Consider the following 14,204-nt stretch of genomic DNA (forward strand, 5'->3'; position numbering starts at 1 on the left):
GGCGCCGAGCGGAGCGAGGTCGTGGCAGACTGCTGTGCGTGACTGAGCAGAATTCCGAACTCGTGTGGTTCACCCTTCCCGATCTGGCGACCGAACTCGGGCTGCCGATCCGCCGTATCCGCCAGTACCTCGAGGAGCGCGACCTCCTCGCCGTCCGACGTGACGGTGTGCTGCAGGTGCCGTCGTCGTTCATCGCGGACGGCGGGCCGGTGCACAATCTGCGCGGCACGCTCACGCTGCTGTCCGACAACGGCTTCGACGACGAGGCGGCGATGGTCTGGATGCTCGAGGACGACGACGCGATCGGGACCTCGCCGATCGAAGCCCTCCGCGAGGGACGTCGTTCCGAGGTGCGCCGGGTGGCTCAGGCGCTCGCCTGATCCCCGCGCCGTCCGAGTGGACGGCTCAGGTCTCGCGGCGTGCGACCGCGACCGCGAGGCCGCGCAGGTGGGCCCGGGCGTCGTCGTTGATCGGAGCCTCACCCAGCGCGGAGAGCGCCCGTGCGACGTGGTCTTGGATGAGCTTCTCCACCTGGTCGACGGCTCCGCTGTCGCGGATGGTCGCCTGGAGCAGGCCGATCTGGTCGTCGTCGAGTTCGGGATCCCCGAGCAGCTCGTCGAGGATGGCACGCGCGCCCGGCTGGAGTGCCTCCCTCGTGAGCGCGATGAGGATGGTGCGCTTCCCCTCGCGGAGATCGTCGCCGCTCGGCTTGCCGGTGACGGCGGGATCGCCGTAGACGCCGAGGAGGTCGTCGCGCAGCTGGAAGGCGATGCCGAGGGGGAGGCCGTACCCACGGAGCGACGCGAGCTGCTGCTCGTTCCCGCCGCCGAGGAGTGCCCCGAGCGCGAGCGGGGACTCGATGCTGTACTTGGCCGATTTGAAGATCAGGACGCGCTCGGCGCGGCGACGCTGTTCGTCGTCGGCGGCGTCGCGCCAGGCCCGTTCCTCGAGGATGTCGAGGTACTGGCCGGCCGTGACCTCGGTCCGCATGCGGTTGAACTCGGCCCGCGCTGCGCGAGCGGCGGTGCGGTCGTCGAGCTGGTCGAGCCCGTCGTCGAGGAGTTCGTCGCTCCACCCGAGGAGCAGGTCGCCGAGGAGCGTGGCGGCTCCGGTGCCGAAGGTGGTCGGGTCGCCGTCCCATCGGCTGCGACGGTGCAACTCCGCGAAGGAGACGTGTGCCGACGGTGCGCCCCGGCGGGTGTCGGAGTTGTCGATGATGTCGTCGTGGACGAGCGCTGCGGCGTGGAACAGCTCGAGTGCTCCACAGGTCGCGATGACGGTCTCGAGGCCACCTTGACCACTGGCGTGCCTCCCGGTCGAGACGGCCTGCCAGCCCCGGAAGCAGAACTGTGCACGGAACCGCTTCCCACCGCTGAGAAATTCCCGGGAGAAGTCGAGGAACGGGGAGAGCTCCGGGCCGATCTGCGCGACAATGGAGCTTCGCGAGGAGAGAAAGTCGGAGAGCCCGCGGCCCACCAGGGTGGCGAGTTCATTGCTTTCGATCACGCACCTAGCCTAGTCATGCTTCGGTGGCTAGACTCGATCAACAACGTCGCGTCGTGTGACCTTGAGGGGAATCAGATGCCACTTTCAGAGCAGGAGCAACGGCTCCTCGATGAGATGGAACGCCACCTCTACCGCAGCGATGCCGATTTCGTCTCCAAGGTCAGCGCTGGCGCGGGCAAACCGAGTTACCGCGGAATCGCGCTCGGCTCCCTCATCGCGGTGGTCGGGGCGATCGGCCTCGTGCTCGGAGTCGTGATCCAGCAGCCCATCGTCGGTCTGCTCGGGTTCGCGATCATGCTCACGGGCGTGCTCGTGGCGACGAAACCGACCCGGGCTCCACTCGAACAGCCGCGTCCTCGTCAGGCGGCTCCCGCCGGCCAGAAGTCCTCGCGTCTGATGGACCGCTTCAACGATCGCTGGGACAAGCGCCAGTCGGGCGACGAGCAGTAGCGAGACCCGGCCTCCAGGTCGCTCCGCGGCCGGCCACCTGACTCCACTTCCCTCCCTCGCGGCGCCGCCGCACCACGACTCCAAACGGGGCCGATCTTCGGATCGGCCCCGTTTCGTCGTTTCGGGCCCTCCCTGACCGTCCCGGGTGCGTCAATATCCCTCCATTTCCCTCCACCCCGCAGAGTCCTGACTTTGCGGGGTTTTTTCATGGGCAAGTGGTCCAATATGGAGGAATGTGCTGCAATGGTGGTGCAAAGTGGAGTAAAGTGGAGCCCAACCAAGATGTTGGCCAGAACGATTGGGGGCGGGGGCGTATGTTCCTCGGTAGTCACGCCCCCAAACTCGACGAAAAAGGCCGCATCATCCTGCCGGCGAAGTTCCGCGATGAGCTCTCCGGCGGGGTCGTCATGACTCGAGGCCAGGAGCACTGCATCTACGTCTTCAGTACGCGGGAGTTCGAGGCGCTCCACGAGAAGATCCGCCAGGCTCCGGTCACCAGCAAGCAGGCTCGCGACTACCTGCGCGTGTTCCTCTCCGGAGCGAGCGCCGAGACCCCCGACAAGCAGCACCGCGTGACCATTCCGTCCAACCTCCGCCAGTACGCCGGGCTCAGCCGCGACCTCGTGGTCATCGGCGCCGGCAGCCGCGCGGAGATCTGGGACGCCGAGGCATGGGAGTCCTACCTCGCCGAACAGGAGAGCGTCTTCTCCGAGACCGCCGAGGAGGTGATCCCCGGACTCTTCTAGTGCCCTGCCCCCTGACTCCCAGCCGTCCCGCCCTGACACACTTCCCCGGTGCCAGGTCGGAGCCCGCCCTGACACACTTCCCCGGTGCCAGGTCGGAACGGATGGGGATCAGGGGTCAGGGACCGTCCGGAATACGCATATGGCCATCAACGACATCCACACCCCGGTCCTGCTCGAGCGATGCATCGAGTTGCTCGCCCCCGCCGTGTCCCACGAGGGCGCGGTCCTCATCGACGCCACGCTCGGCATGGCGGGCCACGCCGAAGCCATGCTCGAGCGGTTCCCGCAATTGACCCTCATTGGGCTCGACCGCGACCTCGACGCGCTGGACATCGCTCAGGAGCGGCTCGCGCGCTTCGGGTCGCGAGCCCGGTTCGTCAAAGCCGTCTACGACGACATCGACGAGGCGGCCGAGGAGCTCGGTTTCCCGCAGGTGGACGGGATCCTGTTCGACCTCGGCGTCTCCTCGCTGCAACTCGATCGGACCGAACGCGGATTCTCGTACTCGCAGGACGCCCCCCTCGACATGCGGATGGACGCGTCGAGTGAGTTGACCGCCGAGACGATCCTCGCCACCTACGACGAGGTCGCCCTTCGGAAGATCTTCTGGGAGTACGGCGACGAGAAGCTGGCGCAGCGCTACGCACGCCGCATCGTCGAGGAACGCCAGCAGCGACCCCTGACGAGTTCCGGTCAGCTCGTCGAGCTCATCGATCGGGCCACTCCGGCGGCCGCACGTCGCACCGGACACCCGGCCAAGCGGGTCTTCCAGGCGCTGCGCATCGAGGTCAACGCGGAGCTCTCGGTCCTCGAGGCCGCCGTGCCCCGCGCGCTCGACCTGCTGCGGGTCGGAGGTCGGATCGTGTTCCTGGCCTACCAGTCGCTCGAGGACCGGATCGTCAAGCGCGAGCTCCAGGCGCGGGCGAAGTCGACCACACCGGCGGGGCTGCCCGTCGAACTCCCGGAGCACAGCGCGGAGCTGAAGCTCCTCGTCAAGGGTGCCGAACTCGCCACCGAGGCCGAGATCGACGAGAACCCCAGAGCGAAACCCGTGCGACTCCGCGCGGCTGAACGGCTGAGGAGGCCAGCATGAGCGGAGCGACCGCAGCACTCGATCTCGCGCCCGAACGGCTCGGACGCGCCCGGCCGCAGCCGACCCGGACGGCGCCAGAACGGCAGCACATCCGTGCGGTCACGACCGGGGTGCGCTCGAAGCTCCGACCGCGGCCGATGTACGCGGTCATCGTCGTCGGTGCGGTCGTCGCCATCGTCGCCGGCCAGTTGCTCCTCAGCGTCGGGCTGAGCCAGGGTGCGTACCAGATCCAGCAGCTCGAGGGGAAGCAGGTCGAACTCGGCCGCACCTCGGCCGCGTTGGCCGAGGACCTCGACCGCCTGGCCTCGCCGCAGTACCTCGCGGTGAACGCGCAGGCGCTCGGCATGGTCGGCAACTCGCTGCCGACCTACCTCCGACTCTCCGACGGCGCCGTGCTGGGCACGCCCACGCCGGCGTCGGCGACCACGAGCCCGATCTTCAACGCCGCGCTCGTGCCGAACGCACAGGCCGCGGCGCTTCCGTTGGTGGGCGGGAAGAACGCGGCCGCTGCCGACGGCGCGTCGAGCCAGGAAGCGGTCACGCCGCCCGTACCGTTGCAGGACGGGCTGCCGTCGCCGACCACACGATGACCGGAGGGCTCGCGGTGGAGGACGGCTCGCTCCTCGAAGGTGCGACGTCAGGAGAGGACGCGGTACGCGGATCATGGTGAGACACACGAAGACCACGCGCCGCCGCCTCGCGTTCACCATCGTCGCGGTCTCCATCGTCATGACCCTCTTCGTGCTCCGTCTGGTCGACATCCAGGTGGTCCGCGCGAGTGCCTTGAGCGCCGAATCCCTCGAGAAGACCGAGACCGGTGACACGATCCTGGCCACTCGGGGCAGCATCCTCGCTTCAGACGGTTCGGTGCTCGCGGAAGCGGTCATGCGATACACGGTGCAGGTCTCGCCGAAGGATGCAGGTCCGTTCGAACGCGATGTCGACGGAACCGAGCAGACCATCACGCTCGAGCAGGCGACCAATGAGATCGGCGCGATCGTCGGCAAGCCCGGGCCTGAGGTGCTCGCGCTCATCACGGACGCCCTCGCCGCGGACAAGGACTCGCTCTACGCGCTCATCGCTAAGAACCTGAACCTCGACCAGCTCCGAGCCCTCAAGGCGCTGGAGATCCCGTGGACGACCTTCAGCGAGGTCCCGTTCCGCGTGTATCCGAACGGTGCCGTCGCCGGCAACATCGTCGGATTCGTCGGCGAGGAGGGCGAGGCCCAGGCGGGCGTCGAGCTCATGGAGAACTCCTGCCTCGCCGGTGAGGACGGTCGCACGACGTACGAGAAGGGCAGCGGCGGCCTGCCGCTTCCCGGCACCACGGTGACCAAACCGGCCAAGGACGGCGGCGACGTCGTACTCACGCTCGACAAGGACATCCAGTGGTTCGCGCAGCAGTCCCTCGCCGCGCAGGCCGAAGCGGTCGGTGCGAGCTGGGGTGTCGTCACGGTGATGGAGGTCAAGACCGGCAAACTCCTCGCCGTCGCCGAGTACCCGTCCGTCGACCCGGGCAACGTCAGCGCGACCCCGGCCGATGACCGGGGTTCACGGGCCTTCGCCGCTCCGTTCGAACCCGGATCGACGTACAAGTCGCTGACCGCCGCGGCACTTATCGACCAGGGCGTCGCCAACCCCAACTCGCAGGTGGTCGCTCCGTTCCGGTACAAGCCGTCGAACGGCGCGGACATCAACGACAGCGAGTTCCACGAGGACATGAACCTCACGCTGGCCGGTGTCATGGTGCAGTCGTCCAACACCGGGATCTCGCAGTTCGGCGAGAAGATGAGCGCCGACACCCGCTACGCCTACTTCCAGAAGTTCGGTCAACTGCAGAAGACCGAGGTCAACTTCCCGAGCGAGTCCGGGGGCCTCATGGCGGATGCTGCGGACTGGGACAACCAGACCGACTATGCGACCATGTTCGGCCAGGGGTTCTCGACGACCGCCATCCAGGGTGCCAGCCTGTACCAGACGATCGCGAACGGCGGAGTCCGGATGCCCGTCCAGTTGGTCGAGGGTTGCCGGAACGCCGACGGCACCGTGACCGACGTGCCCGATGCGACCGGTACCCAGGTCGTCTCCGCCGATGCCGCGAAGCAGGTCAGCGACATGCTCGAGATGGTCGACCAGGAGAGCTGGGTCGCGAAGAACGTCGACGTGCCCGGCTACCGCGTCGCGATGAAGACCGGCACGGCCCAGCAGCCCGACGGCGACGGCGGCTACAGCTCGAGCTACCTTGTCTCGATGGCCGGTTTCGCTCCCGCAGAGGCCCCACAGTTTGTCGTTTCGGTGAACCTGGCCGACCCGGTTAAGATGAATTCATCGGCTGCAGTCGCTCCCATCTTCCGGGATGTGACCACCCAGGTGCTGAAGAGCAGGGGAGTGCAGCCGTCCACGGAGCCGGCACCGAATCTGCCGCTCAGTTTTTGAACGACCTCATGAAGGATGGGCTCAGCGTGAACAATCAGGGCCCGATCAGCCTCAGGCCGGAACATCCGCAGCAGCGGGCGCTCTCGCAGCTGGTGACCGAATTCGACCTCGACCTCCACGGCTCTGCCGACGGCGTCGAGATCAGTGGTGTCAGTCTCAGCTCCGGTGCCGTCGAGCCCGGTGACCTCTACATCGGCATGCCGGGTGTCCGTGCCCACGGCGCCGCATACGCCGAGCAGGCGAAGGAACGCGGCGCGGTCGCCGTGCTGACCGACGACGCAGGACGAGACCTGGCCGCAGCGGCCGGCCTGCCGATCATCGTCGTGCCGGAGCCGCGTGCCGCCCTCGGCCACCTCGCCGCCTGGGTCTACCGCACCGCCGAGGAGCCGCCGACGCTGTTCGGCGTGACCGGCACCAACGGCAAGACGAGCGTGGTCTACCTCCTGAGCGGCATGCTCGCGCAACTCGGGATCGTCTCCGGGCTGAGCTCGACCGCGGAGCGGCGCATCGGCGACCTCGCGGTCACGAGCTCCCTCACCACGCCGGAGGCCAGCGAGCTGCACGCCCTGCTCGCGCGCATGCGCGAGTCCGAGGTGCGCGCGGTCGCCATCGAGGTCTCCGCCCAGGCACTGACCAGGCACCGCGTCGACGGCATCGTCTTCGACGTCGTCGGCTTCACCAACCTCAGTCACGACCACTTCGACGACTACGGCGACTTCGACGAGTACTTCGCGGCCAAGCGGGAGCTGTTCGAACCCGATCGCGCCCGACGAGGCGTCGTCACGATCGACTCCGAGTGGGGCGGCCGGCTCGTCGAGCAGAGCCGGATCCCGGTGACGACCCTGACGACCCGCCCGGAGGTCGACGCCGACTGGCGCATGACGATCCTCGAGGAGACCGCCGGTTCCACGACGTTCCGACTCGACGGCCCCGGCGACCGCGAGCTCGTGACGAGCGTGCCGCTGCTCGGCTGGTTCATGGCGGCGAACGCCGCGCTCGCGATCGTGATGCTCGTCGAGTCCGGTGTGGAGTTCGACATGATCGCCCAGGCCCTCGAGCGGGACGGTGGGATCGACGCGTACATTCCCGGGCGTGCCGAGCGGATCAGTGGCGACCGTGGCCCGGTCGTGTACATCGACTACGGGCACAGCCCCGACGCGTTCCTCAACACCCTCGCAGCCATCCGGGCCGTCACGCCGGGCCGCGTGATCATGGTGTTCGGTGCCGACGGAGACCGCGACACGACGAAGCGTCGCGACATGGGTGCGATCGCCGCCCGGGGTGCCGACGTCGTGGTGGTCACCGACTTCCATCCCCGGAGCGAGGACCCTGCGTCGATCCGGCGCGTGCTCCTCGAGGCCGCCCGCGAAGCAGCGCCGGACGGCGAATTGCACGAGGTCGCCGATCCGGCGACCGCGTTCCGCACGGCGCTCGCGCTGGCCGGCCAGGGTGACACCATCCTCTATGCAGGACCGGGGCACGAGGACTACCACGAGGTCGCCGGTGTGAAGCTCCCGTACTCGGCGCGCGACGACTCGCGCGACGCGCTGCGTGAGGCAGGGTGGCTCTGATGATCGACCTGACCCTCACCGAGATCGCTGCGGCGACCGATGGCCGATTGATCCCCGGTCCGGCGGACCCCGGTCTCGTCGTGTCCGGCGTCGCCGACACCGACTCCCGACTCATCACGCCCGGCGACATCTTCGTCGCGAAGCCCGGTGAGGAGACCGACGGACATCTGTTCGCCGATGCGGCGGTCGCGAACGGCGCCGCCCTGCTGATCGTCGAGCGGGAACTGGCCGTCGCCGTGCCGCAGATCGTCGTCGACGACTCGGTGACCGCGCTCGGCGCCCTCGCCACCGAGGTCATCACGAGGGTGCGTGCGCTCGGACGACTCCGGATCGTGGGCATCACCGGCTCCAACGGCAAGACCACGACCAAGAACCTCCTCGCCGCGGTCCTCGAGCGCGTCGGGGAGACGGTCAGCCCGAAAGCCTCCTTCAACAACGAGGTCGGAGCGCCGATCACCATGCTGCGCGTGACGAACGAGACGCGGTTCCTCGTCGCGGAGATGGGAGCCAGCGGCATCGGCGAGATCGCTCGACTCATCCGGATGGCGAAGCCCGACATCGGCGTGGTCCTGAAGGTCGGACTCGCCCACGCGGGGGAGTTCGGCGGGATCGAAGCGACCGTCACGGCGAAGACCGAGATGGTGTCCGAGCTGCTCCCGGAGGACGTCGCCGTCCTCAACCTCGACGATCCACGGGTTGCCGGTATGGCCGATGCCACCCGGGCACGTGTGCTCTGGTTCGGTCTCGACGACCGCGCCGCCGTTCGAGCGACCGACATCGTCGCGACGGCGTCCGGAACCGCGTTCACCGTGCACCTGCCCGACGGTTCCTCTGCGCCCGTCCGGTTCAAGGTGCTCGGCGAGCACCACGTCATGAATGCCCTCGCCGCGGCCGCAGCCGCCCACGAGCTCGGTGTGAAGATCGACCTCATCGTCGACGCCCTGGAGAGCGTGAGCCGGGCGGAGCGCTGGCGGATGGAGCCCCTCGGCGGACGCGACGACGTGTCCATCATCAACGACGCCTACAACGCGAGCCCCGATTCGATGTCGGCCGCCATCCGGACCCTCGCCCAGATCGGTGCTGAACGCGGCCGGACCATCGCGGTCCTCGGCGCGATGAGCGAACTGGGCGACTGGGCGGGTGAGGAACACGACCGGATCGGTCTCCAGGTCGTCCGGCTCGGCATCGGCCGCCTCGTCGTGGTCGGCCCCGAAGCCCGTCGTATGCACATCACGGCGATCAACGAGGGGTCGTGGGATGGCGAGTCGGTGTACTTCGCGACCGCGGACGAGGCGTTCGCGTACTTGAGCGCGGAGATCGCCCCGGGCGACACCGTGCTCGTGAAATCGTCCAACGCGGCCGGACTCCGGTTGCTGGGCGATCGACTGGGGGAGTTGTACGCATGAGAGTCCTGTTGGCTGCGGGAGCGATCTCGCTGGCGTTCTCCCTCTTCCTGACCCCGCTCTTCATCAGAGCGTTCCGCAAGCTGGCCTGGGGCCAGTTCATCCGCGACGACGGCCCACAGAGTCACCACACGAAGCGCGGGACCGCGACGATGGGTGGCGTCATCATCATCGTCGGCACCCTCGTCGGCTTCTTCGCGAGCTATCTGATCTTCCAGGAGCAGGTCGGCGTCTCGGCGCTCCTGGTCCTGTTGATGATGGTCGGTCTCGGTATCGTCGGGTTCATCGACGACTTCCTGAAGGTGCGGAAGAAGCAGAGCCTCGGCCTCGGCGGGTGGGCGAAGGTCGCCGGACAGCTCATCGTCGCGACGGTGTTCGCCGTCCTCGCGATCAACTTCCCGAACACCGAGGGGTTCACCCCGGCGTCGACCAACATCTCGATCATCCGCGACATCCCGATCAACTTCATGGCGATCGGCATCCCGGTGATCGGCATCCTGCTGTACATCCTCTGGACCTCGGTGATCGTGGCCGCGACGTCGAACGGCGTGAACGTCACCGACGGGCTCGACGGGCTCGCCACCGGCGCCTCGATCCTCGCGATCGGCTCGTACATCATCATCGGGTTCTGGCAGTTCAACCAGTCGTGCTTCAGCTCCTCGCTCGCCTCCGACGTGGCCTACAAGTGTTACGACGTCAGGGATCCGCTCGACCTCGCCGTGGTCGCCGCGGCGATCGTGGGTGCGCTCATCGGGTTCCTCTGGTGGAACACCTCGCCGGCGCAGATCTTCATGGGTGACAGCGGTTCGTTGGCGCTCGGTGGAGCGCTCGCGGCCCTGGCCATCCTCAGCAAGACCGAGCTCCTCCTGGTGCTCGTCGGTGGTCTCTTCGTCATCGAGGCCGGTTCGGTCATCGTGCAGCGCGCCTACTTCAAAGTGACCCACGGCAAGCGCATCTTCCTGATGAGCCCCATCCACCATCACTTCGAGCTCAAGGGTTGGGCCGAGGTGACCGTCGTCGTCCGCTTCTGGATCATCGGTGGTCTGCTCGTTGCAGCGGGCGTGGGTTCCTTCTACCTCGAGTGGTTGAGCCGATGAGCGCTGAGCGCCTCGACGGCCTCCGCAGTTGGCACGCCGACTGGCGCGGACTCCGGGTCGCCGTCCTGGGGCTCGGGATGACCGGGTTCTCCGTCGCCGACACCCTCACCGAGCTCGGCTCGGAGGTACTGGTCCTGGCAGGCGAGGCCGCGGACGAACGCGCCGAACTCGTCGGCGTCATCGGTGCGCGGCTCATCCAGCGGGATCTGTCGACCGTGCCGGCCGAGCTCGTCGACTTCGCTCCGGAGCTCGTCGTCGTCTCACCCGGATTCCACCCCGATCACCCCGTCGTCACGTGGGCGCAGGCGGCCGGGGTCGCCGTCTGGGGCGACATCGAGCTCGCCTGGCGGGTCCGAGACAAGGTCGGCACCCCGGCCGAGTGGATCTGCGTCACCGGCACGAACGGGAAGACCACGACCGTTCAGCTGACGGCGTCGATGCTCGTCGAGGCGGGCTTCCGCGCGGCGCCCTGCGGCAACATCGGCGTCCCGGTCCTGGACGCCGTCCGTGATCCGCAGGGCTTCGACTTCTTCGTCGTCGAGCTCTCGAGTTACCAGTTGCACACCCTCGGCCTGCAGGGCGGTCGGAGCATCGTCTCACCGCTCGCCAGCGTCTGCCTGAACCTCGCCGACGACCACCTCGACTGGCACGGTTCCGCCGAGGCGTACCGAGCGGCGAAGGCCGTGGTGTACGAGAACACGAAGGTCGCGTGCGTCTACAACCGTGCGGACTCGGCGACGATGTCGATGGTCGAGGAGGCGGAGGTCGTCGACGGCGCGCGAGCCGTCGGGTTCGGACTCGACGTCCCCGGACCGAGCGACTTCGGCGTCGTGGACGGCATCCTGGTCGACCGCGCGTTCCTCGACGACCGTCGGACGAGCGCCCTCGAGATCACGACGGTCGAAGCGCTCGCCCAGCGCGGGCTCGCCGCTCCGCACATCGTCGCCAACATCCTGGCGGCAGCGGCACTCGCCCGGGCGGCCGGCATCACGGTCGAGGCGGTGCGCGACACCCTGCTGTCGTTCGGCCTCGACGCGCACCGGATCCAGCTCGTCGCGCGGAGCCTCGAGGTGGACTGGATCGACGACTCGAAGGCCACCAATCCGCACGCCGCCGACGCATCGCTGGCCGCCTACCGCTCGGTGGTGTGGATCGTCGGCGGCCTGTTGAAGGGCGTCTCGATCGATCATCTGGTGGAGCGGCACGCCGACCACCTGCGCGCAGCCGTCGTGATCGGCACCGACCGCTCGGAGGTCCTCGCGGCATTCGCGCGACACGCGCCGACGCTGACCGTCATCGAGGTCGACGCAGCGGAGACTGAACACGTCATGCCGGAGGCCGTTCGCCGGGCCGCCGAGGTCGCGCAGGCAGGGGACACCGTGCTCCTCGCTCCTGCAGCCGCCTCGATGGACCAGTTCACGGACTACGGACACCGTGGTCGCCTGTTCCAGGCCGCCGTCGAAGCAGAGCTGGGAGGTGAGGCGGATGATCGATCCGCCTCGCGCTGACCCGCGCCGCGTGCGGTCGTCGTCGTCCCGGATGACGACGGTCGCCTCAGGCAGCGGGACACCCGACGCGCCGACGTCGCCGAGAGGCATGTCGAGTGCTCGGATCTCGCTGGGCAAGGTGCTGCGTCCGGAGTCGAAGAACTACTTCCTCCTGCTGGGTGTCACCCTGTTCCTCGTCGGACTCGGGCTCGTCATGGTGCTGTCCTCGTCCTCCGTCGAGTCCTACGAGGCCGGCGACGGGTACTTCGGGCTGTTCTGGCGCCAGGCGACGTTCGCGATGATCGGTGTTCCGCTCATGCTCATCGTGAGCCGCTTCCCGGCACGGTTCTGGAAGAAGTGGGCGTGGGTGTTCCTCCTGGTCGCCATGGGCCTGCAACTGCTCGTCTTCACCCCGCTCGGCTACGAGATCGGTGGCAACCGCAACTGGATCGAGATCGGCGGCTTCACCGCGCAGCCCTCGGAGGCCGTCAAGCTCGCGCTGGTCGTGTGGCTCGGGCTCGTCCTGACGGTCAAGCAACCGCGTCTCCTCGAGTGGAAGCACGCCCTGATCCCGGTCATCCCCTTCGCCGGTCTCTCCATCGGCCTCGTCCTGCTCGGTGGCGACCTCGGTACCGTCGTGATCATGGCCCTCATCGTGTTCTCGGCGCTGTACTTCGCCGGAGTGCGACTGCGCTACATCGCGATCCCGGTGGTCGCTGGGGCCGTGCTGTTCCTCATCATGGCCGTCACGAGCGCCAACCGCATGCAGCGCATCATGGCGTTCTTCGGCGACGGCAAGGGCGACTACGAGAACGCCGACTGGCAGTCGACCCACGGCACGTGGGCGCTGGCGAACGGCGGGCTCTGGGGAGTCGGTCTCGGCAACTCGCGCGCGAAGTACGGGTGGCTGCCGGCGATCTCGAACGACTTCATCTTCGCGGCGATCGGCGAGGAGCTGGGCCTCATCGGCGCCGTCCTCGTCCTCGGGCTGTTCGTCTTCCTCGCCGTCATGTTCATCCGGGTGATCCGCACCAGCGACGACTCCTTCGTCCGGATCACCACCGGCGCCATCATGGCCTGGATCATCGGCCAGGCGCTCGTGAACATCGGCGTCGTCCTCGGAGTCCTCCCGGTGCTCGGTGTGCCGTTACCACTCTTGTCCTCGGGCGGCACGGCGCTGCTCACCACCCTCGTCGCGATCGGGATCGTCCTGTCGTTCGCCCGGGAGCGGGGGCGCCCCGCGTCCCAGCAGTCCCGTCGGTCGCCCGCTCGACGTCCCCAATCCTCCGGAGCCACCCGATGACCACCTACCTCCTCGCCGGCGGCGGCACCGCCGGCCACGTCAACCCGCTGCTGGCGGTGGCCGACGGGCTCCGCGCCAGAGACCCTGAAGCGACGATCCTCGTCGTCGGCACGGCGGAGGGCCTCGAGGCGCGACTCGTCCCGGAACGCGGCTACGAACTGCTCACCATCCCCAAACTGCCCTTCCCCCGTCGGCCGAACGTCGATGCCCTCCGCTTCCCCGGTCGCCTCCGCCGGACGGTCGCAGCCGTGGTCGCGATGATCCGCGAGCACCGGGTGGACGTCGTGATCGGTTTCGGCGGCTACGCGGCCGCACCGGCGTACACGGCGGCCAGGCGCGCCGGCGTCCCGCTGGTCATCCACGAGGCGAATGCGCGTCCGGGCCTCGCAAACCGGCTCGGCGCGAGGTACACGCCCTACGTCGGTGTCGCCTTCCACCACACGCCCATCCGCAACGCACGCTTCGTCGGCATGCCGCTGCGTCGAGAGATCGAGGAGCTGGACCGCGAGACGCTCCGGCCGACGGCCCTCGCCGAGTTCGGCCTCGTATCGGACCGACCGCTGCTGCTCGTCACCGGCGGTTCGCTCGGCGCGAGACGGATCAACGCGACGATGAGCCAGAGCGCCGAAGACGTCGTCGCGGCCGGCTGGCAGGTGCTCCACATCACGGGTGCGACGAGCGAGATCTCGGATCCGGGTGTCGACCACTACCACCTGCTCGAGTACTGCTCCAGGATGGAGCTCGCCATCGCTGCAGCCGACTTCGCGGTGTCGCGTGCGGGCAGCGCCACGGTCAGCGAACTGTGCGCGGTCGGGCTCCCGGCCGTCTACGTGCCCTACCCGGTCGGTAACGGCGAGCAGCGCTTCAACGCCGCGGACGTCGTGCGGGCCGGGGGAGCGGTTATGGTAGATGACGCGCAGTTCGTGCCGGCCTGGGTGCGTGAGCACCTCGTCCCGTTGCTGAGCGATCGGCACCGGGTCGACGACCTTGCGGCCCAATCCAAGAGCGTCGGTGTCTCCGACGGCACGGCTCGCGTCATCGCCCTCATCGATGAGGCGCTCCAACCATCGGTGCAGCGCGTGCGCGGCCGGTGATCCAGTCTTCCCAGAAAG

At 68.3% G+C, this 14,204-nt stretch carries 13 protein-coding genes; 12 read left to right on the forward strand and 1 reads right to left on the reverse strand.

What is annotated here, in order from left to right; all coding sequences use genetic code 11:
• Window positions 1-38: 38 nt before the first annotated feature.
• Window positions 39-380 (forward strand): Rv2175c family DNA-binding protein, encoded by a 342-nt coding sequence (locus CCK91_RS05130; protein WP_086473210.1) that lies wholly within the window; start codon window positions 39-41, stop codon window positions 378-380.
• Window positions 381-405: 25 nt separating this feature from the next.
• On the opposite strand, the gene CCK91_RS05135 is transcribed toward CCK91_RS05130, so the two are convergent.
• Window positions 406-1,506 (reverse strand): polyprenyl synthetase family protein, encoded by a 1,101-nt coding sequence (locus tag CCK91_RS05135; protein ID WP_064297005.1) that lies wholly within the window; start codon window positions 1,504-1,506, stop codon window positions 406-408.
• A 75-nt stretch (window positions 1,507-1,581) separates the two neighbouring features.
• Here CCK91_RS05135 and CCK91_RS05140 point away from each other — a divergent pair, with 75 nt between their 5' ends.
• The 11 genes from CCK91_RS05140 (at window position 1,582) to CCK91_RS05190 (ending at window position 14,186) form a co-directional block, all read left to right on the forward strand.
• Window positions 1,582-1,956 carry a DUF3040 domain-containing protein gene (locus CCK91_RS05140; RefSeq protein WP_079002572.1) on the forward strand — a complete coding sequence of 125 codons (375 nt, stop codon included), beginning with the start codon at window positions 1,582-1,584 and terminating at the stop codon, window positions 1,954-1,956.
• Between the two features lie 314 nt (window positions 1,957-2,270).
• Window positions 2,271-2,702: a division/cell wall cluster transcriptional repressor MraZ gene (mraZ, locus tag CCK91_RS05145; RefSeq protein ID WP_064297003.1), complete on the forward strand. Its 432-nt coding sequence runs from the start codon at window positions 2,271-2,273 to the stop codon at window positions 2,700-2,702.
• A gap of 139 nt (window positions 2,703-2,841) precedes the next feature.
• Window positions 2,842-3,795: a 16S rRNA (cytosine(1402)-N(4))-methyltransferase RsmH gene (rsmH, locus tag CCK91_RS05150; RefSeq protein ID WP_086473211.1), complete on the forward strand. Its 954-nt coding sequence runs from the start codon at window positions 2,842-2,844 to the stop codon at window positions 3,793-3,795.
• A complete protein-coding gene (locus tag CCK91_RS05155) occupies window positions 3,792-4,385 on the forward strand; it encodes a hypothetical protein (RefSeq protein ID WP_086473212.1) in 594 nt (197 codons plus the stop codon). The genes rsmH and CCK91_RS05155 overlap by 4 nt, the downstream gene beginning before the upstream one ends.
• 73 nt (window positions 4,386-4,458) lie before the next feature.
• Window positions 4,459-6,231: a peptidoglycan D,D-transpeptidase FtsI family protein gene (locus CCK91_RS05160; RefSeq protein ID WP_086473213.1), complete on the forward strand. Its 1,773-nt coding sequence runs from the start codon at window positions 4,459-4,461 to the stop codon at window positions 6,229-6,231.
• A gap of 26 nt (window positions 6,232-6,257) precedes the next feature.
• Window positions 6,258-7,802, forward strand: a complete 1,545-nt coding sequence (locus tag CCK91_RS05165) for a Mur ligase family protein (protein WP_242664395.1) — start codon at window positions 6,258-6,260, stop codon at window positions 7,800-7,802.
• A complete protein-coding gene (locus CCK91_RS05170; RefSeq protein ID WP_086473763.1) occupies window positions 7,802-9,208 on the forward strand; it encodes a UDP-N-acetylmuramoyl-tripeptide--D-alanyl-D-alanine ligase in 1,407 nt (468 codons plus the stop codon). Before CCK91_RS05165 ends, CCK91_RS05170 begins: the two co-directional genes overlap by 1 nt.
• A complete protein-coding gene (gene mraY, locus CCK91_RS05175) occupies window positions 9,205-10,302 on the forward strand; it encodes a phospho-N-acetylmuramoyl-pentapeptide-transferase (RefSeq protein WP_086473215.1) in 1,098 nt (365 codons plus the stop codon). The genes CCK91_RS05170 and mraY overlap by 4 nt, the downstream gene beginning before the upstream one ends.
• Window positions 10,299-11,810 (forward strand): UDP-N-acetylmuramoyl-L-alanine--D-glutamate ligase, encoded by a 1,512-nt coding sequence (murD, locus tag CCK91_RS05180; protein WP_086473216.1) that lies wholly within the window; start codon window positions 10,299-10,301, stop codon window positions 11,808-11,810. Before mraY ends, murD begins: the two co-directional genes overlap by 4 nt.
• The gene (ftsW, locus tag CCK91_RS05185) at window positions 11,788-13,092 is read left to right on the forward strand and encodes a putative lipid II flippase FtsW (protein WP_086473217.1); all 1,305 of its coding nucleotides are present in this window, start codon (window positions 11,788-11,790) and stop codon (window positions 13,090-13,092) included. Before murD ends, ftsW begins: the two co-directional genes overlap by 23 nt.
• Window positions 13,089-14,186, forward strand: a complete 1,098-nt coding sequence (locus CCK91_RS05190) for a UDP-N-acetylglucosamine--N-acetylmuramyl-(pentapeptide) pyrophosphoryl-undecaprenol N-acetylglucosamine transferase (RefSeq protein ID WP_086473218.1) — start codon at window positions 13,089-13,091, stop codon at window positions 14,184-14,186. Before ftsW ends, CCK91_RS05190 begins: the two co-directional genes overlap by 4 nt.
• Window positions 14,187-14,204: the final 18 nt, after the last annotated feature.

The sequence above is a fragment of the Plantibacter elymi (nom. nud.) genome (assembly GCF_900177795.1).
GTDB classification, from domain to species: domain Bacteria; phylum Actinomycetota; class Actinomycetes; order Actinomycetales; family Microbacteriaceae; genus Plantibacter; species Plantibacter elymi.